We start from the raw sequence: 19,337 nt of genomic DNA on the forward strand, positions 1-19,337 counted from the left end.
GCGCAGCAATACGGCTCATTCGCCGCCAACCGGCAGCAGACAGCCTCCTTGCGACGAAGTTTCAAGGAAAAGGCCCGAGCGGGAACGTTTTCGGGCTGGTTGGATGTTGACCCTGGTACGACAGCTCGTCGAGCTAGAGAAGAGGCGACGTGACTACTGTTCTGACCCCCGCGACCCCGCTGACGGCCGCTGACCGCTGCGACCGCTGCGGCGCCCAGGCGTATCTGCGCGTCGTGCTCACCAGCGGTGGCGAGCTGCTCTTCTGCGCGCACCACGGGCGCAAGTTCGAGCCGGAACTCAAGAAGATCGCCGCGGAAATACAGGATGAGACCGACCGCCTCACGGCCGCCCCGGCCAGTGCGACCGAAGAGGAGCGCTGACCTCGGATTTACGACGAGCCAAGCAAGGCCGGTCGAGCGCCGGCCGACGGGCGGCTGACCCCGGGCACCGGGGGCAGCCGCCCGCTCTCATACGGTGAGCAGGGTGAGCGGCTAACGCATCCACCGCACAGGGCGGTCAGGGCTGGGCGACCGCCGAGACCCGCGTATACACGCCCGGGCTGTCGGCCTCTCCGCATCCGCTCCCCCAGGACACCAGCCCGATGAGCTTCCCCCTGGCCACGAGCGGCCCTCCGCTGTCCCCCTGACAGGCGTCCCGCCCGCCCCTGGGATCGCCTGCGCACAGCATGGTGGACGCCAGATAGCGGCCGCCCCTCCCGCCCGGATAGGCGATCATGCATGCCTCGTCCGGAAGCACCTGCACGGAGGCGGCGCGCAGCGAGGACGCATAGCTGCCGTATCCCGTGGTGTCCCCCCAGCCGTACACCAGGGCTTCGACGCCCGGTTCATAGGCCGGATCGCCCTCGCCCGCCAGCGGAAGCGCATGGGACGCGGGCAGCGTCTCCGCGAGGGTGAGCACGGCCATGTCGGAGCTGTTGGTCCAGGCGTTGTAACCGGGGTGGATCCAGACCTCACGCACGGCGATCTCCCGTCCGCCCGCCCCGGTCAGCTCGGACCGCCCGGCGATCACCCGCAGATGGCGCAGCGCGCTGGACGGCTCGCCCAGGACGGCCCGGCTCAGACAGTGCGCGGCCGTCATCACCTCTGCCGGGCCCACCACCACGCCGCCACAGAACTGGCCTGCGCGTGCGTCGCCGAACCGTTCACGGCTGGCCAGCGCGACGGCCCAGGGGCTGTCCTCGGCTCGAACGGGAAAGCCGCCGACGACCACGCTGTCGGCGGCCGCCGGAGGCGGGGCCGGCAGTGACAGCAGCGGCGCGGCGGCCGCCACGGCCACCAGGGCGAGCGCCCGCTTCCGGACGCGTTCGAGGGCACGACGCAGGGGACGTCGCATAGGGCCTCCTGACTCTCTGCACGGCATGTGTGCACTCAGAGTCAGCCACGGGGCTCCGCCGCGCACCGCAAAGGGCTGCACATGGCGCGTGTACGCCCTCATATCCCCCGTCTGTACGACTGGAGCCGGTGTACGACTGGGAGGGGTGTAAGGGGCTGTACGGGAAAGAGCCCGGCCCCTGTGGCAGGGACCGGGCTCCGGCGCTGTGTCACTCAGCCGCAGGCTCAGTCGAGGTAGTCGCGCAGCACCTGGGAACGCGACGGGTGGCGCAGCTTTGACATGGTCTTGGACTCGATCTGGCGGATGCGCTCGCGCGTCACGCCGTAGACCTTGCCGATCTCGTCCAGCGTCTTGGGCTGGCCGTCGGTGAGGCCGAAGCGCATGGAGACCACGCCGGCCTCACGCTCGGAGAGCGTGTCGAGCACGGAGTGCAGCTGCTCCTGGAGCAGGGTGAAGCTGACCGCGTCGGCGGGCACGACGGCCTCGGAGTCCTCGATGAGGTCGCCGAACTCGCTGTCGCCGTCCTCGCCGAGCGGGGTGTGCAGCGAGATCGGCTCGCGGCCGTACTTCTGGACCTCGATGACCTTCTCGGGGGTCATGTCGAGCTCCTTGGCCAGCTCCTCCGGGGTGGGCTCGCGGCCCAGGTCCTGGAGCATCTGGCGCTGGACCCGCGCGAGCTTGTTGATGACCTCGACCATATGCACCGGGATGCGGATGGTGCGGGCCTGGTCGGCCATGGCGCGGGTGATCGCCTGACGGATCCACCACGTGGCGTAGGTGGAGAACTTGTAGCCCTTGGTGTAGTCGAACTTCTCGACGGCGCGGATGAGGCCGAGGTTGCCCTCCTGGATCAGGTCCAGGAAGAGCATGCCGCGGCCTGTGTAGCGCTTGGCCAGCGAGACGACCAGCCGGAGGTTGGCCTCCAGCAGGTGGTTCTTGGCGCGGCGGCCGTCCTCGGCGATGATCTCCAGCTCGCGCTTGAGTTTGGGGGCGAGCTTGTCGGAGTTCGCCAGCTTGTCTTCGGCGAACAGACCCGCCTCGATGCGCTTGGCGAGCTCGACCTCCTGCTCGGCGTTGAGCAGGGGGACCTTGCCGATCTGCTTGAGATAGTCCTTGACCGGGTCGGCGGTGGCGCCGGCGACGGCGACCTGCTGCGCGGGCGCGTCGTCCTCGTCGTCGTCGGAGAGGACGAAGCCCTTGCTCTCGCCTTCGGGCTCTTCCTCTTCGCCCTTGACGCCGGGCTGCACCTCGTCGAGCAGCTCTTCGGTCTCGACGGCCTCGTCGACGTCCTTCTTGGCCGCGGTCTTCTTGGCGGCCGTCTTCTTCGCGGCGGTCTTCTTCGCCGCCGTCTTCTTGGCCGCGGTCTTCTTCGCGGCCGCCTTCTTGGCAGGCGCGGCCGCCGAGGCGTCGTCGGCCGGGGCGTCGACGGCGTCCGCCATCGGCGCGGCAGCGGCGGCGACGGTCTTGGCCGCCGTCTTCTTCGCCGCCGTGGTCTTGGCCGCGACGGTCTTGGTGGCGGTGCGCTTGGCCGGGGTCTTCGCTGCGACGCTCCTGCGGGCGCGCTTAGGCGACTCCGCTGCACTGACCATCAGCGTCACACCCTCTTCCTCGAGGATCTGGTTGAGGCTGCGCAGAACATTCTTCCACTGGGTTGGCGGAATCTGGTCAGCCTCGAAGGCCCGACGCACGTCATCGCCGGCGATCTGCCCATCAGCCTTTCCCCGCTCGATGAGCGCCATCACAGACTCGGACTCGGCGATCTCCGGCGGGAGCGTACGGGATGTGCTGGCCGACACGAACAACCTCTCGGAACGATGGAAACGGCTTCCGGCCCCGCCCAGGATCGGGCCGGAGCCGACGACCACCGGGCTGCGGATGTGCCGGTGGCGCGGGCGGAACCTCAGAGCTGCAACAGCGCCGTGAACGGCTGCCGTATTCCCTCCTCGGCTGTCACCTCTTAGGTCATCGCACTGTTTCGAGGAGTGTTACGCCCAATCCACGTGGCCCGAGTCACACCCCATAGGCGACGAAACGACCAGAGTAGCCCTTCGCCGTACATTCATGTCGCCGGATCCCGGCGGATACGAGGCATCCCACGACATCCGGCGACATCCGGCGACACTCTGCGCCCAGACCCCCGCACAGCCGACCGCAACCGCGGTCAGTGCTCGCGCGGGGCGGGCACCACTCGTTCGACTTCCGGGTGGACGATGAGCAGTTGACGCATGGCCGATTCGGCGGCCTGCCCGTCGCCGGAGGCCAGGGCGTCGGCGATGCGCGCGTGCTGGGCCAGCGAGCCCTCGGTAGGGCGGTCACACGCCGTGACCGGCCCGCCGGAGACCTGGAGCGCGGCGGAGACGATCCCGGAGAGATGCTCCAGCATGCGGTTTCCGGCGAGCTGGATCAGCAGGGAGTGGAACTCCGCGTCGGCCCGGGAGAAGGTGATCGCGTCCTGCTGGGCCAGGGAGTGGCCCATGATCTCGATCATGTCGGCGAGCCGCTGCTGAGCGTCCTCGCGTCCGTGCCCCGCGGCCAGGCGGGCGGCGAGCGGCTCGATGGTCCAGCGCAGCTCGCTCAGCTCGCGGCGCTGATCGTCGCGCTGGGGGCCGAAGGCGCGCCACTCGATGATGTCGGGGTCGAGGAGGTTCCAGTCGCTGACGGGGCGGACCCGGGTGCCGACGTTGGGGCGGGCGCTGACCAGCCCCTTGGCCTCGAGGACGCGCAGGGACTCCCGCACCACGGTGCGGGATACCTCGAAGCGCTGGCCGATCTCTTCGGGCACAAGGGGGCGGTCGGCCCCCAGGTCGCCGGAGACGATCATCTGGCCGAGCTGCTGGACGAGTTGGCCGTGGAGTCCGCGGCCGCGGCTGCCGGCCGCCCGGCGGCCCGCGCGGCCCAGGTCGGCCTCGGAGCCGTCCCAGGCGGGCGGGCTGACGCGGTCGACGGCTGGCGCCTCGGCGTAGGGGTAGCGGTCGAGTTCGCCCGGGCCGGCGAGACCGGACTCGGCGGGGCGGGCGGCGGTCATCATGGTGTGCGCAAGGGTACTCACGCATCCTTTGTCGGCGCGGCTTCCGGGCCCCTTGAGGTCTTTGGTGAAAAGCACACGAAAGGGTGATCGGCGCTCGCTCCTCAATTGACGCCTTATCGGACAGGAGCGGGCAAAGAAACGGGCGTTCTCAAGGAGTTGTGAGCACCGCCGGGCGATCGCACCCTATGCGGCTATCCTCACACGCCCCTTCGGGCCTCGGCGGCGAGGAAGGCGCACACCAGCGCCGCGAGCGACAAGGCCAGTGCGGCCCCCACGGGTTGGGCGAGCAGCCGGAGCCCCGACGCCAGCCAGGCGTCGGCCTCGCGGGGCAGCTCTGCCCACGCCAGCTCGCGCAGCCTGCCCGGGAACCCGGCGACCGAGCGGACCGCCGGGACGAGCAGCGCCTGCTGCACCAGCGGCGCGAGGAGCACCGGCACGGCGAGCACGGCGGCCACTCCGGCGGCGGTGGCGCGGAAGACTCCGGCGGCGAGAAGCCCCGCCCAGGCGCACCCCACGGCCAGCCCGCTCCAACTCGCTGCCATGACCGGCCCGTTCTCGGCGAGGGGCGTCAAGTCCGTCCCGTACACCAGGCGGAGGGCCTGAGCATCGGCCGCGGCGACGAGCCAGGCGAGCAGCAGGGCGGACAGGGCCGTGACCGCCAGCTTCGCCAGCAGCAGTCCGAGGCGGCGCGGGACGGCGCCGGGGGGCACGGCGAGTGCGGGGTAGCGGTACTCCTCCCCGTACGACAGCGCGCCGATCAGGCCTGCGGCGAAGGCGGCCGGCGGCAGGGGGAGCAGACCGGGCCAGGCGGCGAGCAGCCTGGGGAGCGGCACGGCTCCGGTACGCGCGAGCGGGACGGACAGCGCCAGGGAGGCGATGACCGCGGCGAGCGCGATCAGCAGTGCGGTGCGGACTCCGAGGAGGCGGCTCAGCTCGTAGCGCAGCGGCCGCAGGGGGCCGCGCAGGGCGCGCCGAGGGAGCGGCGGGGGGAGGGCGTCTCCGGTGTGCGGCCGGCGGGCGCGGCGGCCGGCGGGCGCGGCGGTGTCCGGCGCGGGGGGTTCGGCGGCGGGGGCGTCCGCGGCGGGGCGCTCCGCCGCTGCGGCGGCCGGCCCCGCGTCTCCGGTCTCCTCCGTGAGACGGTGCAGCAGGACGCCATGGCGGAAGGCGGTCTCGCCGATCTCCGCGCAGCTGCTGCCGTAGACGGACAGCCGGGCGCCTCCTTCGACGACCACCTCGACGGACCGCTGGGCGGCTCGGGCCTCCCGGCCGAGGAGGGCGGAGAGCCGGGCCGCGTGCGGGGTGCGCACCGCGACGCGGGGCCGGAGCCTCGTGCGTGCGAAGTCCGCCGCGTCCTGGTCGGCGGCCAGCCGGCCCTTGTGCAGGGTGACCACGTGGTCGGCATTGCGCGCGGCCTCCTTGGGGTCGCTCGTCGTGTAGAGGACGGTTCCGCCGCGGGCGGCGTGCGCGTGGAGCAGCCCGAAGAGCCAGCCGGCCTCGCGGGGCGACAGCCCTCGGGCGGGTTCGTCGAGGATGAGCGAGTGGGGGTCGCCGATCAGGGCGGCGGCCATGCCGAGCCTGCGGTCCGCCCCGGTCGGCAGCGTTCCCAGCCGGTGGTGTCCGACTCCGGCGAGACCGACGGCCGTGAGCAGTTCGTCCGCCCGCGCCGCCGGCTCGCCCGCGGCGGCGCAGAGCATCCGCAGCTGCCCCCGTACGGTCCTCGCGGGGTGGCCGGGCACATCGCCGAGCAGCACCCCTGCCTCACGGGCGGGGTGGGCGATTCTGTGGAGCGGCCGCCCGCGGAAGTAGGCGAGGCCCCGACCGGGGGTGAGGCCGAGCAGCAGCCTCAGCGTCGTCGTCTTGCCCGCGCCGGGAGCGCCGAGCAGTGCCGTGACGCGGCCGGGCCTCGCCTCGAAGCTGACGTTCTCGACGGCGGGCGGCCCGTCTCGGCGGCGGTCGCGGCGGTACGCGCTGGTGAGTCCGATGGCCTGGAGCATCGCTTCTCTCGCGGAGGGTGGAGAACCGCTCGGCGGCTGGGGCTTTTTGTGGCTCGGTCGGGCGGGTACCGCAGCACGATAACGCGATAATTCGGACTTTCTGTGTATCTGTGCAGCTGCCGGGGTCCGGGTGTCCCGGAGGGACGGGCTCGACGGCTCAGACCTCGGGACGCAGCATCGGCGGGTTGAGCAGGGTTGCTCCGCCGGCCCGGAAGAGCTGGGCGGGGCGGCCGCCCTGGCGGGTCGTGGTGCCTCCCGCCGGTACGAGGAAGCCCGGGGTGCCGGTCACCTTGCGGTGGAAGTTCCGCGGGTCGAGCGCCACACCCCAGACCGCCTCGTACACCCGGCGCAGTTCGCCGACGGTGAATTCCGGCGGGCAGAAGGCGGTGGCCAGCGAGGAGTACTCAATCTTGGAGCGGGCTCTTTCCACGCCGTCCGCGAGGATCCGGTCGTGGTCGAAGGCGAGCTGCGCGGGCTGCTCCTCCTCACGGGCCAGGCCGTGCTCCTTTTTGAGGAGTTCCTCGACCGGCGCCCAGCGCACGCTGTTGGCGTCGCCGCCGGCGCGGGGAGCGGGCAGATCGGGGGCGAGCACCAGATGGGCGACGCTGACGACACGCATCCGGGGATCCCGCTTCGGGTCGCCGTAGGTGGCCAGCTGCTCCAGGTGCGCGCCGTTGCCCGGGACGGGCGCGGCCGGGTCGTGGGCGTACAGCCCGGTCTCCTCGGCGAGCTCGCGCGCCGCGGCCGCCGCCAGGTCCTCATCCGCTCTGACGAAGCCCCCGGGCAGGGCCCATCGGCCTTGGAACGGCGGCTCGCCGCGGCGTACAACCAGCGCGCACAGCGCATGGCGGCGCACGGTGAGCACGACCAGATCGACGGTGACAGCGAAGGGCGGAAAGGCCGACGGGTCGTAGGGGGGCATGTCCGTGATCATAGTCGTCTGCCTGACGATAAACACTCCCTTCGCCATGTGCTCCCGCCGATTCCCGCTACACACCGGGCTACACACCGAGCTGCAGCCCGGCGGCCGCCTGCTCGACCATCACCTGGCCGAGCCTGCTGATGCGCACGGCGAACGGCTCCCCGGCCACGCGCAGCCCCGAAATCTGTACGGCTCCGAGCGGGGCGCTGCGCATGGGGCGCAGCGCGACCGTGCCCGAGGGTACATCCGGCCGGATCCCGGCCAGGCTCATCAGCAGGTGGAGCCCCGTGAGCGCCGACAGGGCGGCCGGGCGGCAGGCGGCCGGATGCGGCGCGGGCATGACCGCGTCGGCCGTGCGCTGCTCGCCCGCGTACATCTCGGGCAGCCGATGGCCGAAGCCGGGTGCGGCGTCGAGGAGACCGCGCAGCAGGGATCCTGCCTCCTTTTCGTATCCTGCGGCGGCGAGGCCCGCGACCGCGACCGCCGTCTCATGGACCCGGACGGCCCCGGAGCGGTGACCGAAGGGGTTGTGCCCCGGTTCCTTGACGCCCAGGCCGCGCAGTCCCCAGCCGGAGTCCATGGCCGGGCTGCCGAGCAGCCGGGCCAGCTGCTCCGTCTGGACCTTGTCGAGCAGACCGGGGGCGGACTGTCCGAGCCCCAGCAGTCCGGTGTCGAGCAGATGCACGGCACCCGCGCCTATCAGCGGCGCCGGCCGCCCGCCGGCCAGCAGGGCCGCCGCGGGACGGCCACCGGTCAGATCGTCGACCCAGAACCGCTCCCGGAAGCTGCGGCGCATCCGGCTGGCCAGCTGCCGCCACTCCTCCGCGCCCGGCCTGCCGCAGCCCTCCAGCAGATCCGCGCCGAGCAGCGCCGCGCGGTGAGCATGGGCCTGAGTCTCGGTGCGGCGGACGCCCGAGGGACCGGGCTCTGGAAGCAGCCCGTCCCCGTCCGCCGCCTGTCCGAGCCAGCGCAGACAGCGCTCCGCCGCGGGCAGCAGTTCGGCGAGCTCCCTGTCGGGCATTCCCCAGCGCCTTGCCTCCGCGAGGACGGCGGGGAAGGCGAGGGTCGCTTCCACGCCCGTGCAGCTCGGCGGAAGATGGGGCCCCGCGTCCCGCAGAGGGCCGGGAATCCTGCCGAAGTCCCGCCCACGGCCGGTAAACTGGCTGCGGGCGAACCGGCGCAGTGCGGCCGCGGCGAGCCCGGTGGAGAGCGGCAGCGCGATGCGGGCCGCCCAGAGAGCCTCGGCCGGTGCGGGCCCGCACCGCCAGGGGACGCCCGCGGCGGGATACACATCGGCCGGATGCTCGGGGTCCCGCAGCAGCAGTGCCGTGAAGTCCCCCAGCCCGGTGGAGAGCAGCGCCCCCAGCCGGGGGTCGTCGCCCTCGGCGCGGGCCTCGGCCAGAGCGAGACCGCTCGTTCTGCCGGAGGTGCGGGCGGGGCGGTCGGAGCGGACGCGCAGCTCGATCGAGCGCGCGCCGCCGGGCGACAACTCCACCTCCCAGCGCAGCAGGCCCGCGGAGGCCAGGGTGTCGCGCGGGGGCGGATCCGCGGTGACGATCGCATGGCCGGCTCCGGCAGCGGCCCAGCGGAGGCCTGCGTCGTGGACGCTGGCGGGCAGTTCGGGAGAGGTGCGCCCCGCCGCGATCGCTCCGAACTCCGCGAGGTCGGTGCCGAGCGCCACCTCGACGGACAGGCGCAGCGGCCTGGCCGCGAAGCTGCGCAGCGTGATCCTCTCGGCGCCGTCGGCGTGGCGTGACCGTTCGACGCCGACTTCGGGGTCCGGTCCGGTGTCGGCGGGGGTTCGGACGACCGCCTTGAACACGGCGAGCCCGGCGGAGACCAGCCTGCCCTGGACGGCGACCGGTTCCCGGCCCGCGACCCGCAGCAGGCAGCGGGAGAGCAGCCGCCGCCCCGAGTGGTAGACGCCCTCGACTCCTCTTCCGGTGAGCTGTCCGTGCTCCGCCGAGAGGGCGAGGCATGGCAGAGCGGCGCAGATGAGCAGGTGATGCACCGGGGCCGGCTCCCGCGGGCGAGCGGCGGGCGGCGGAGGCGCCGCCGCCGGTCCAGGCTGTTCCGCGGGCTGCGCCGCCGGGCCTCGATGCGGCCCTGGCCCCGGCTGCTCCTCCGGACCGGTCCGCACACCCGGGCCCGGCCGTGTGGACGGTCGTGATCTTGGAGCAGGCTGCGGTCCTGTGCCGGTCTGTGGTCTGCGGGGACGGCGGGGGGCTGTGGGGGCCATGGGTGGTGTGTTGTGCCTTCCGTGCACTCCGGGCAGCCGCGACGAACACGGCGGGACGGGTGGGAGAGCCCCGCCACGGGAGTGAACGGCGGCACGGGCGTCCGGGTCACGGCTGCCGACCGCTCTGGGCCCCACTCTGGGCCCCACTCTGGGCCCCGCGTCGGCTCCCGGCCGCGCGTGCGCCGGGCCGCCTGCGGGACGAAACGGCCGCGGGGCCTGCCGCTGCCGGCCGCGGCTTCTTGCGGAGTGTCACCGGGGGCTTGGGCGCCCCGGAGCGGCTCGGTCGGCTCGTGCGGCCCGCGCCCACGAGCCGCACACGACGGCCCCGGCGGCGGGGCCCGCGCGGCCGCCCCGGCTCATGGCGCGCCGCCCCCTCGCCGGCGGCCTCGCGCGTCTCGCGCTCCGTGCGCTCCGTGCGCAGACAGATGCGCAGGTCCTCCGGATCCAGGCCGTCGTTGCACGCCTGATGGAGCAGACGGGCGAAGAGATAGCCGGGGTCGGCGCGCAGGGCGAGCCCGAGGGCGACCCGGGCGCCGGGCTCGTCCCCGGTGGACCAGGCGACCCAGCCGGCGAGCGTCAGAGGCGCGGCGGCGTGTTCGGCGTAGCCGCCCACGCAGCGGCGGGCCAGGGCCCGCCAGAGCCGCAACGCGGGTGCCGCGTCCGGACCTTCCATGCACTCCGCGGCACGGTCCCGGGTGGTGCGGTCCTGGAGGCCGAGGATGACGGAGGCGGCCTCCTCATGGCTGATCAGCCGGTCGTCTGCGGCGTCCGCCTCGGCCCAGCCCGTGGCGGTCTCCGCCTCGGCGAGACGCCTGCGGAGCTGCTCGGCCAGTGCGAGGGTCTCCGCGGCCACCTGCTGTCGGCCCTGAGCGTCCAGGATGCGCGGCACGATCGCGGACCCTGCGGCGTCGAGCGCACGGACCTGGCCCGCCGTGTCCCCTGCGGTCCACGGCGTCAGCCGTGCCTCCATCTCGCGCAGCGTGCCGCGGACGTGGATCCCGGCATAGGCGGCGGCCGCCGCCATGGCCGAGGTGCCGGGCACGCCCAGGGGGTTTCCCTCCGGCGGGCAGCAGCGCGCATCCGGGCAGCAGTAGGACCAGAAGCGCCCGTCGGAGATGCACAAGGCCTCGTACACCGGCACATCGAGGGTGCCGCAGGCGGTGCGCAGCCTCTGCGCGAGGGGCCGCAGGCGCTCCATCACCTGACGGCCGGTCCCGCCCTCGGGCGGGTCCTGGCAGAGGAAGACGACGATGCCGTCGGGCCGCGCGCCGCGCCGCTCGCTGCCCTCCACCAGGCATTCGGCGAGCTGCTTCGCCACGGCGGGCCACTCCTGCGCGGCACGCGGAATGCCCAGCCTCAGCCGGCCGCCGAAGCGGCCGCTGCTGCCGTGCAGCGCGACCATCACGATCGAGTCGGTCGGGTGGAAGCCCAGCACATACGGAAGCGCGTCCACCAGTTCGGCGGGGCCGCGCAGAGTGACCTGTTCGTCGGCGGGTCCGGTCGGTTCGCGGTGACTGTTCATGCCGATGACGGTCCCGCGAGCCGCCATCCCGCCGCGACCCCTGTGGAAAAACGATTCTCCACAGGTTCGCCGGCACATTCGCGCAGTGTCGGCGGCATCGGGTTGCATGGAGGCATGACCCACGCAGACCGCTCGGATCTCCGGGCCTCCGCCGACGCAGTCCTCGCCCGCCTGGTATCGGACACGACGGGCACGGCCCGGCTGCGCGAGGACCAGTGGCGCGCGATCGAGGCGCTCGTCGCCGACAAGCGCCGCGCCCTGGTCGTCCAGCGCACCGGCTGGGGCAAGTCCGCCGTCTACTTCGTCGCGACATCGCTGCTGCGGGAGCGCGGCAGCGGACCGACCGTGATCGTCTCCCCACTGCTGGCCCTGATGCGCAACCAGGTGGAGGCGGCGGCGCGTGCGGGCATCCGCGCCCGCACGATCAACTCGTCCAACACGGAAGAGTGGGAGACGGTCCACGCCGAGGTCGCCGCGGGCGACGTGGATGTGCTGCTGGTCAGCCCCGAGCGGTTGAACAATCCGGATTTCAGGGATCAGGTGCTTCCCCGCCTGGCCGCGGCGACCGGGCTGCTCGTGGTGGACGAGGCACACTGCATCTCCGACTGGGGCCATGACTTCCGGCCCGACTACCGCCGGCTGCGCACGATGCTGGCAGACCTGCCGTCCGGGGTCCCGGTGCTCGCGACCACCGCCACCGCCAATGCCCGCGTCACGGCCGATGTCGCGGAGCAGCTGGGCACGGGGGCGGACACGGACGCCCTGGTGCTGCGGGGTCCCCTCGACCGGGAGAGCCTGAGCCTGAGCGTGCTGCAGCTGCCCGATGCGGCGACCCGGCTCGCCTGGCTCGCCGACCACCTCGGCGAGCTGCCGGGCTCCGGCATCGTCTACACGCTCACGGTCGCCGCGGCAGAGGAGGTCACGGCGTATCTGCGTCAGTGCGGGCACACGGTCGCGTCCTATACGGGCCGCACCGAGGACGCGGACCGCCGTCAGGCCGAGGAGGATCTGCTCGGCAATCGCGTCAAGGCCCTGGTCGCGACATCAGCGCTGGGCATGGGATTCGACAAGCCCGATCTGGGGTTCGTCGTGCACCTGGGGTCGCCGTCCTCGCCGATCGCCTATTACCAGCAGGTCGGCAGGGCGGGCCGCGGCGTGGAGCACGCCGAGGTGCTGCTGCTGCCCGGCAGGGAAGACGAGGCGATCTGGCGGTATTTCGCCTCGGTGGCCTTCCCTCCAGAGGAGCTGGTGCGGCGCACGCTGGATGTGCTGGGGCGGTCGGAGCGGCCGCTGTCGCTGCCGGCCCTGGAGCCGCTGGTCGAGCTGAGGCGCACCCGTCTGGAGACGATGCTCAAGGTCCTCGATGTGGACGGCGCGGTCCGCCGGGTGAAGGGCGGCTGGACGGCCACGGGACAGCCGTGGTCGTACGACTCCGGCCGCTACGCCTGGGTGGCGCGGCAGCGGGCGGCGGAGCAGCAGGCGATGCGCGACTACGCCGGCTCCGCCGGCTGCCGTATGGAGTTTCTGCGCCGTCAGCTCGATGACGAGGCCGCCGCCCCGTGCGGCCGCTGTGACAACTGCTCGGGCGTCCGGTTCAGCGACAAGGTGTCCGCGGGCGCCCTGGACGCGGCGCGCGGCGAGCTGGGCCGGCCGGGTGTGGAGGTGGAGCCGCGCAAGATGTGGCCCACCGGCATGGCCGCGGTGGGGGTGAACGTCAAGGGGCGCATTCCCGAAGGGGAACAGGCCCTCGCCGGGCGGGCGTTGGGCAGACTCTCCGACATCGGCTGGGGGAATCGGCTGCGGCCGCTGCTGGCCCCTCAGTCGGCTGACGGCCCGGTGCCCGGGGATGTGGCGGATGCGGTGGTGTCAGTCCTCGCCGACTGGGCGAAGGGGCCGGGCGGCTGGGCCTCCGGCGAGGCGGACGCGCCCGTGCGCCCCGTGGGGGTGGTGTCCGTGGCCTCGCACAGCAGGCCCGAGTTGATCGGGTCGCTGGCCGCCCGGATCGCTCAGGTGGGACGGATGCCGCTGCTCGGCTCGGTCGAGTACGCGCCGCAGACACAGGAGTCGGGGCCGCCGCCCCGCAGCAACAGCGCACAGCGTGTGCGCGCCCTGCACGAGGCGTTCACCGTGCCGCAGGGGCTGGCCGGGGCGCTGGCCGGCGCGGAGGGGCCCGTGCTCCTCGTGGACGACTTCTCGGACACGGGCTGGACGGTGGCGGTGGCCGCCCGGCTGCTGCGCAGAGCCGGCGCGAAGGGGGTGTTTCCTCTGGTCCTGGCTGTGCAAGCGTGACTCAAGGGGTGACATGCGAGGTGACTGGGCAGGAATATGAGAGTCAAACCAGCCGATTACCGTCGGCGTTCCCCAATTGCTCGTTGCCGCATGCCGATGCGCCCGCAAGAATTGGGATGCTCCCCTCACGGCATATGAGCGGTCTGGATGGGCCGTGTTGCGGTGCGCCCTGCCCGACCCTGCCCGCACTCTGGGCGCGTATGCGAAGGGAGGACCGTGACCTTCGGATTCGCCCCGTCTGCAGCCACTTCGATCAGCGCCCCGGCCCACGTCGCCAGTCATGTCACCCGGCTGCTCGAGCCCGCCGAGTGGTCCGCAGCCGGGATTCCGCTGCTGCGCAATCCACGCGAGGTGGTCAGCGGACTGCACGCCCGTCATCGGCCGGTGCCGGCGACAGCCGTGGTCGCCGTGCTCGACCACGAGGAACGGCTCGCCGCGAGCGCGTCGTTCAGCAAACGCGCGTCGGCGGCCGACGGCTGGGAGTTCCGGAACGCGCTGCTGGCCCATCTCCGCCGGGTCATCCCGCACGATCTGCGGCGGCGTGAGCCGGTGCGCACCGCGGTGCTGCTCTACTGCCGCGATGGCGACGAGCGGTGGACCGAGGAGGACGGGGCCTGGATGTGGGGCCTGCGGGACGCCTGCACCCTGCACGGGCTGCGGTGCGGGGCCTACATCACGCTGACGCGCGGCGGCTGGCAGGTGCTGGGCGAGGGGCGCGGCGGCCGCCGGCCCAACTCCGCCTCGCAGCCTGCGGATCTGGCCGACTCCATGGCCCGCGCCCCGGCGACGGCGGTGCGCACTGCCAGCGGCGCCGCCGAGGCTCTGCGGCGCACGGCGGCCCGCTGAAGGCGCCCGGCGGACGAGGTCCGGCCGAGACCCCCGGCCGAGGACCCGGCGAGGGCAGGGCACAGCGGCAGGGTGGGGGGCGCGGCGACCGGCTCAGACCCGGGACGCGCCGACCCCCGGTGCACGCCGTCCGGCCGCCCCCGCCGACGGCCGGATCACACCGGACCACACCGGTTCATGAGGGAACCTGTCGTGCGCCGAGCGTCGGACACGGCCGTGACCGCGACCGCTCGGCCCCGGGCCGGGCGGTGCGGGCTCTTGTCGGACGCTCAGACGCCCGCGCCGAGCACGGCGTTGATCCTCTTGGGGTCGCCGCACACGATCAGCAGGGCTGCGGCCTTCTTCAGCGCGGCCGGAAGGGCCTGAGCGGCGTCGTCGTCGGGACCTCCGTTGACCGCCACGACCACAACGGGCCGGGCGGCGGCGCGGTCGGCCACGGCGGCGTCCGCATAGAAGACGTCGTCGCCCGCGTCGTGCTGGGCCCAGTAGGCGGCTTCGCCGAAGGACAGCTCATGAGCCGCCCAGGGGTGCTGTTCGCCGGTGGTGAGCACCAGTACGTCGCCTGGGGACCGCCCGGAGTCCAGCAGCAGATCGACGGCCTCGCCCGCGGCGTCGAGCGCGCCGTCGGCCGAGGCGGGGATCAGCTGGATCTGCGGCAGGGAACGATTCTCCTGCTGGGTCTGCTGGGACTGCTGCGTCTTCCCAGCGTTGCCGTGGGGGCGCTGCGGCGGCGTGGGCCTGGCCGGGCCGGGGCCCGGGTGACCAGGACGCGGCGACGCCGCGGAACGCGGACCGGGTACGGGACGAGGGGTCGGCGCGGTCCGGCCTGCTGCCGGAGTGGCGCGGGGACCCTGGGCACTCTCGTGAATCTGAGGCTCCTCGGGAATGAGAGGCATGGGTGGATGTCTATCAAATGCCGGTGCTGCAGGCATCGGCGGGTGGGTACATGAGTTGCGACCGGCTCTGGTCAGGAGTTCAGGTCAGAAGTCGAATCCCAGCTGTCCCCCGTCTTCTAGGTCGTCCCCCACCGCCGCGACGCGGACCTTCTTGAGGTGCCGCCACTGGGGCAGCGCATCGAGATAGGACCAGGAGAGCCGGTGATGGGGCGTCGGCCCCCACTCCGCGAGCGCCGCCTTGTGCACAGGCGAGGGGTAGCCGGCGTTGGCGGCGAACCCGAAGGCGGCGAACTCCCCCTGCAGTTCGGCCATCATCGCGTCCCTGCGCACCTTGGCGATCACCGAGGCGGCTGCGACCGCGACACAGGACTGGTCGCCCTTGATCACCGTACGCACCTGCCACGGCCGGCCGAGGTAGTCATGCTTGCCGTCGAGGATGACGGCGTCGGGGCGCACCGGCAGCCCCTCCAGCGCGCGGACGGCCGCCAGGCGCAGGGAAGCGGTCATGCCCAGTTCGTCGATCTCCTGGGGCGACGCATGCCCGAGGGCATGGCAGGTGACCCAGTCCTCCAGCAGCGCGGCAAGCTCCGTACGGCGCTTCGGGCTGAGCAGCTTGGAGTCGGTCAGCCCGGCGGGCGGCCTGCGGAGCCCCGTGACCGCCGCGCACACCGTGACAGGACCGGCCCACGCCCCGCGTCCGACCTCATCGACGCCTGCGACGATCTTCGCGCCGGTGATCGCCCTGATCGAGCGCTCGACTGTGTGGGTGGGTGGTTCGTACGCCATGGCGCCAGCAAGGGTACGCCGCCGCCCCGGGCCGACGACAACCGGATTCGGGTAGCAGCGCCCCGGGCCCGGTCGGCCCGCCCGCGCCCTTGCTATCCCAGGGCACGCCATTCACTTGCGCACACCTTCGATCGCCATTTCATCGGCCAGGAGACGCCATCGAGAACAAGGTCGCCCATGGCGTCGACCGCACACTTCCATGTGAGATTCCGCGGCACACCACCGCCCGGAGCGGCCACGCAAAGCGCTCGCCCTCCCGGCCGGCGATCATCCGGCGGAATCGCCCCACCGCCAGGAGGTCGCATTCGCGAATCACCACACGGAACGCGAAGGGGCAGCGGCATTCGAAAGCGAGGGAGCCGTCGTCAGCGAAGAGGCCGTCGCTCTCCCCCGCTTGATGCCGGCTCCGGCTCAGTCCGCCGCGGTCGGCAGCCAGGACGGCAGGGGCTCGGTGCGGGTCAGCCAGTCGGCCGGAGGAGCGCCCGGCTTGGACGCCGCGGTGACGCCGCAGGCGATGGCGCAGGTCGTGTCCATGTCGCCGCCGGCCTGGGCCGTGGTCCAGAAGACCCGTGCGAAGTCGCCGAGGCCGCGCGCGGCGGACCACAGCGCGAACGGCACGGTGTCGTGCGCGCTGGTCCGCCGGCCGCTGCCGAGCACCGCGGCCACCGTCCCGGCGTCGCTGTAGTCGAGCATGTCCCGCGCCCGCCGCAGCCCCGCGCCGACCGCGCTGCGCGGCACCAGGGCGATCACCCCGTCGAGCAGTTCCTCCGGCCCCGGGGGGCCTTCGGGGGCCGCGACGAGGGCGGCCGCCGCGGCCACGGCCATGGCGCCCACCACCGCTTCGCGGTGCTGATGGGTGGTGTACGAGGAGATCTCCGCCTGATGCGTCGCCTGCTCGGGGTCGTCCGCGTACCACGCGCCCAGCGGCGCGATCCGCATCGCCGACCCGTTCCCCCACGAGCCCTGCCCCTGGAACAGCCCGGCGGCCAGCTCCCGCCAGTCGCCGCCCTCTCTGATCAGCCGCAGCATGCGGTTGACCGCCGGCCCGTACCCGCGGTCGAAGTCATGGTGCTCGGCGAAGGAGGAGGCGAGCGCGTCCTGGTCCACACGGCCGTGCGCGGCCAGCACGGCCAGCACGGAACAGGCCATCTCGGTGTCGTCGGTCCACTGCCAGGGGCCGGCGGGCAGCTCGCGCCGCTTGAGCAGCGGATAGTTCGAGGGAACGAAGAACTGGGAGCCCAGGGCGTCTCCCACGGACAGCCCGCGCAGGCTGTCCAGGGCGCGTTCGAAGCGCCGGTCGCAAGTGGAGTCAGCGGTCATCTTCCTGCCACTCTAACCGGTGACACCGTACGGTTCAGGTGTACGCCACCGCTCGAACGGCCGGTCCAGCGTGTACCGTCCGTCGACGCCCAGCTCGAGTATCCGCGTCTCGCCGTTGCTGGGGTTGGACAGGCACTCGAATTCCGCGACCGTCCAGTGGAACCAGCGCATGCAGAACAGCCGCATGGTCAGTCCATGGGTGACCAGCAGGACGTTCGGCGGGTGGTCCGGAGCCTCGAAGCTGCGGAAGAGGCTCTCCAGGAACGCCCCGACCCGGTCGTAGACGTCCGCGCCTGACTCCCCCTGCGCAAACCGGTAGAAGAAGTGGCCGTACGCGTCCCGGTACGCCTTCTGCAGGCGGACGTCCTCCCGGTCCTGCCAGTTCCCCCAGTCCTGCTCACGCAGCCGGGGCTCCTCCCTGACCCGTACCAGCCCCGCGTCGAGGCCGAAGGTCTGGAGGGTCTGGTGAGTGCGCCGGTAGGGAGAGACATAGACGCTGACACGCTCCTGCCCGAAGAGTTCCCGCAGCCGGGCGCCGGTCCGCTCGGCCTGCGCCCGTCCGGCTGCGGTCAGCCCGAGGGCGTGGTCCGGCACGCGCTCGTACACGGAGTCGTCGGCGTTGCCCTCCGACTCTCCGTGCCGGACGAGGACGATGCGTCGCGGTCGCGCCATGGTCCCGACTCTAAGTCGCCCCCTGTCCGGCCGAGCGGTCCACCCGGCCCATACGGCGTACGCCGGGCGAGCGCGGCCGGCCGCGCGTCAAGGCCGGCCGGCGTCGCTGTGGCCGCCGCTCAGACCGTCCAGGACGCCTCAAGCTCCACCACATCCCCGGTCAGCGCCTCGATGTCCGCCTCGGTCTGGGTCCGCAGCAGCAGCCGCTCCACCCGTTCCACGCGGTACTTTCCGTGCTCCGCCGCCGACTCCCACATCGACATCACCAGGAACTCGTTTCCCGGCGCTTCCCCGAACAGTCCCCGCACCATTCCGGGCGACCCGGCCATGGCCGGATTCCACACCTTCTCCTGCATCAGGGCGTAGTGCTCCACCCGCCCCTCGCGCACCTTGCTGTGCGCGACCCGGACGACGTCCACACCGGTGAAGCGCGGCTCAAAGCCGGTCTTCACATCGAATCTGTGCTCGAACAGCTTGACCTGGCCGTCCCTGAAGGTGCCCGACTGGGCGGAGGCGAGGCGGTCGTGGGAGCGCGCCATGAAGGAGTCGTAGAACGCCCGGCTCTCCCAGAAGGCGAAGACATGGGCGACATCCGGCCTCGCCCTGCTCCATCCACCCCCCTGCCCCCGGAATCCCGGCTCGCCCAGCAGCCCCGCCCACTTTCGCTGACCCCGTTCGAACCCTCGACGGTCCACCACGGTGCAGCGAATCCACTTCACCAGCACCGCGCCATCGTACGGCCCCGATCCGCCTCCCCAGGCCAGGTCGTGCGGGCAGGCGGGCGTGGCAGCATGGTCAACGGACCGGGAATTCCCGGCAGTTGCGACAGCGATCGGGAGGGACATCTGGTGAGCAGTCTCAACAAGGGGGTCCGCAAAGCGGAAGTGGCGCTCAAATGGGATCCCAGTCCCCTGGGGGAGCCCGATCACGATCTCGACATCGTGGCCGCCGTCTACACCGGGGACGCACCGCGTGGGGCTCCGGCGTACGTCGTGCACTTCGACAGCCGTTCACCCGACGGCACGATCACTCTGACCAGGGACAGCCGCACCGGGCAGGGCTTCGGATTCGACGAGGTCATGACCCTGGAGTTCGACCGGCTGGCCCCGGTGTACGCGCGCGTGGTGGTGGGCGTGGCCATCCAGCAGTCGGCCGGCCGGAGGGTCTTCGAGGACATAGGGAACGCCCTCGTCCGTGTGCGGGAGGGGCATACGGAGCTGTCCGAGCACGACTTCTCCGGGGTCTCTGACGCCACCTGCGCCGTGATCGCGGAGTTCTCCCGCGACGACGAGGGCCGCTGGGCATTCCATGACGTGGTCCGCGGCTACGACGCCGACCCGCAGTCCTTCATCTCGCTGATGGGCCTCGATTCGCCCCGATAGCGCACCCTCGGGCATGAGTAAGGGGCGCGGCCCCATGGCCGACGCCCCTTACATCATCTCTCTGGTTCGCTTCTCATCACGCCCTTAC

At 72.5% G+C, this 19,337-nt stretch carries 16 protein-coding genes; 4 read left to right on the plus strand and 12 right to left on the minus strand.

Annotated features, from left to right (window positions below):
• Positions 1 to 149 precede the first annotated feature (149 nt).
• On the plus strand, positions 150 to 380 hold the full coding sequence (locus OF819_RS13605; RefSeq protein ID WP_267243744.1) for a hypothetical protein: 231 nt from the start codon (positions 150 to 152) through the stop codon (positions 378 to 380).
• A gap of 136 nt (positions 381 to 516) precedes the next feature.
• Here the strand turns inward: OF819_RS13605 and OF819_RS13610 are convergent, their stop codons facing one another.
• The 7 genes from OF819_RS13610 to OF819_RS13640 form a co-directional block, all read right to left on the minus strand.
• Positions 517 to 1,353, minus strand: a complete 837-nt coding sequence (locus OF819_RS13610; RefSeq protein WP_267243745.1) for a S1 family peptidase — start codon at positions 1,351 to 1,353, stop codon at positions 517 to 519.
• A gap of 224 nt (positions 1,354 to 1,577) precedes the next feature.
• Positions 1,578 to 3,149, minus strand: a complete 1,572-nt coding sequence (locus OF819_RS13615) for an RNA polymerase sigma factor (RefSeq protein WP_267243746.1) — start codon at positions 3,147 to 3,149, stop codon at positions 1,578 to 1,580.
• A gap of 365 nt (positions 3,150 to 3,514) precedes the next feature.
• Positions 3,515 to 4,402, minus strand: a complete 888-nt coding sequence (locus OF819_RS13620) for a FadR/GntR family transcriptional regulator (RefSeq protein ID WP_267243747.1) — start codon at positions 4,400 to 4,402, stop codon at positions 3,515 to 3,517.
• Positions 4,403 to 4,578: 176 nt separating this feature from the next.
• Positions 4,579 to 6,375, minus strand: coding sequence for an ATP-binding cassette domain-containing protein (locus OF819_RS13625; RefSeq protein ID WP_267243748.1), 1,797 nt, complete (start codon positions 6,373 to 6,375; stop codon positions 4,579 to 4,581).
• Positions 6,376 to 6,532: 157 nt separating this feature from the next.
• Positions 6,533 to 7,297: an NUDIX hydrolase gene (locus OF819_RS13630; protein WP_267243749.1), complete on the minus strand. Its 765-nt coding sequence runs from the start codon at positions 7,295 to 7,297 to the stop codon at positions 6,533 to 6,535.
• A 79-nt stretch (positions 7,298 to 7,376) separates the two neighbouring features.
• Positions 7,377 to 9,536, minus strand: coding sequence for a glycogen debranching N-terminal domain-containing protein (locus tag OF819_RS13635; protein WP_416370528.1), 2,160 nt, complete (start codon positions 9,534 to 9,536; stop codon positions 7,377 to 7,379).
• Positions 9,537 to 9,642: 106 nt separating this feature from the next.
• Positions 9,643 to 11,058, minus strand: a complete 1,416-nt coding sequence (locus OF819_RS13640; RefSeq protein ID WP_267243751.1) for a DUF4192 domain-containing protein — start codon at positions 11,056 to 11,058, stop codon at positions 9,643 to 9,645.
• Positions 11,059 to 11,172: 114 nt separating this feature from the next.
• Between OF819_RS13640 and OF819_RS13645 the strand changes: the two genes are divergently transcribed.
• Together OF819_RS13645 and OF819_RS13650 are read left to right on the plus strand one after the other, a co-directional pair.
• Positions 11,173 to 13,347: a RecQ family ATP-dependent DNA helicase gene (locus OF819_RS13645; protein WP_267243752.1), complete on the plus strand. Its 2,175-nt coding sequence runs from the start codon at positions 11,173 to 11,175 to the stop codon at positions 13,345 to 13,347.
• Between the two features lie 216 nt (positions 13,348 to 13,563).
• The gene (locus tag OF819_RS13650) at positions 13,564 to 14,193 is read left to right on the plus strand and encodes a hypothetical protein (RefSeq protein WP_267243753.1); all 630 of its coding nucleotides are present in this window, start codon (positions 13,564 to 13,566) and stop codon (positions 14,191 to 14,193) included.
• 269 nt (positions 14,194 to 14,462) lie between these two features.
• Here OF819_RS13650 and OF819_RS13655 read toward each other — a convergent pair whose 3' ends face one another.
• The 5 genes from OF819_RS13655 to OF819_RS13675 all read right to left on the minus strand — a co-directional run bounded on the left by OF819_RS13655 (position 14,463) and on the right by OF819_RS13675 (position 18,592).
• On the minus strand, positions 14,463 to 15,089 hold the full coding sequence (locus OF819_RS13655; protein WP_267243754.1) for a hypothetical protein: 627 nt from the start codon (positions 15,087 to 15,089) through the stop codon (positions 14,463 to 14,465).
• A gap of 84 nt (positions 15,090 to 15,173) precedes the next feature.
• Positions 15,174 to 15,875, minus strand: a complete 702-nt coding sequence (locus OF819_RS13660) for a ribonuclease HII (RefSeq protein WP_267243755.1) — start codon at positions 15,873 to 15,875, stop codon at positions 15,174 to 15,176.
• A gap of 411 nt (positions 15,876 to 16,286) precedes the next feature.
• Positions 16,287 to 17,195: an ADP-ribosylglycohydrolase family protein gene (locus OF819_RS13665; RefSeq protein WP_267243756.1), complete on the minus strand. Its 909-nt coding sequence runs from the start codon at positions 17,193 to 17,195 to the stop codon at positions 16,287 to 16,289.
• A 12-nt stretch (positions 17,196 to 17,207) separates the two neighbouring features.
• Positions 17,208 to 17,867 (minus strand): histidine phosphatase family protein, encoded by a 660-nt coding sequence (locus OF819_RS13670; protein ID WP_267243757.1) that lies wholly within the window; start codon positions 17,865 to 17,867, stop codon positions 17,208 to 17,210.
• A gap of 119 nt (positions 17,868 to 17,986) precedes the next feature.
• The gene (locus OF819_RS13675; protein ID WP_267243758.1) at positions 17,987 to 18,592 is read right to left on the minus strand and encodes a YdbC family protein; all 606 of its coding nucleotides are present in this window, start codon (positions 18,590 to 18,592) and stop codon (positions 17,987 to 17,989) included.
• 123 nt (positions 18,593 to 18,715) lie between these two features.
• On the opposite strand from OF819_RS13675, the gene OF819_RS13680 reads away from it, so the two are divergent.
• Positions 18,716 to 19,249 (plus strand): TerD family protein, encoded by a 534-nt coding sequence (locus OF819_RS13680; protein WP_267243759.1) that lies wholly within the window; start codon positions 18,716 to 18,718, stop codon positions 19,247 to 19,249.
• The last annotated feature ends 88 nt before the right edge of the window (positions 19,250 to 19,337 follow it).

Source organism: Streptomyces sp. PR69 (genome assembly GCF_026420845.1).
Lineage (GTDB): Bacteria > Actinomycetota > Actinomycetes > Streptomycetales > Streptomycetaceae > Streptomyces.

What these genes read in the sequence shown, in the direction of transcription:
- OF819_RS13610 (WP_267243745.1), bottom strand. Translation starts at nt 1,353, where the DNA reads ATGCGACGTCCCCTGCGTCGTGCCCTCGAACGCGTCCGGAAGCGGGCG.
- OF819_RS13625 (WP_267243748.1), bottom strand. Translation starts at nt 6,375, where the DNA reads ATGCTCCAGGCCATCGGACTCACCAGCGCGTACCGCCGCGACCGCCGC.
- OF819_RS13630 (WP_267243749.1), bottom strand. Translation starts at nt 7,297, where the DNA reads ATGCCCCCCTACGACCCGTCGGCCTTTCCGCCCTTCGCTGTCACCGTC.
- OF819_RS13635 (WP_416370528.1), bottom strand. Translation starts at nt 9,536, where the DNA reads ATGGCCCCCACAGCCCCCCGCCGTCCCCGCAGACCACAGACCGGCACA.
- OF819_RS13640 (WP_267243751.1), bottom strand. Translation starts at nt 11,058, where the DNA reads ATGAACAGTCACCGCGAACCGACCGGACCCGCCGACGAACAGGTCACT.
- OF819_RS13645 (WP_267243752.1), top strand. Translation starts at nt 11,173, where the DNA reads ATGACCCACGCAGACCGCTCGGATCTCCGGGCCTCCGCCGACGCAGTC.
- OF819_RS13655 (WP_267243754.1), bottom strand. Translation starts at nt 15,089, where the DNA reads ATGCCTCTCATTCCCGAGGAGCCTCAGATTCACGAGAGTGCCCAGGGT.
- OF819_RS13660 (WP_267243755.1), bottom strand. Translation starts at nt 15,875, where the DNA reads ATGGCGTACGAACCACCCACCCACACAGTCGAGCGCTCGATCAGGGCG.
- OF819_RS13665 (WP_267243756.1), bottom strand. Translation starts at nt 17,195, where the DNA reads ATGACCGCTGACTCCACTTGCGACCGGCGCTTCGAACGCGCCCTGGAC.
- OF819_RS13670 (WP_267243757.1), bottom strand. Translation starts at nt 17,867, where the DNA reads ATGGCGCGACCGCGACGCATCGTCCTCGTCCGGCACGGAGAGTCGGAG.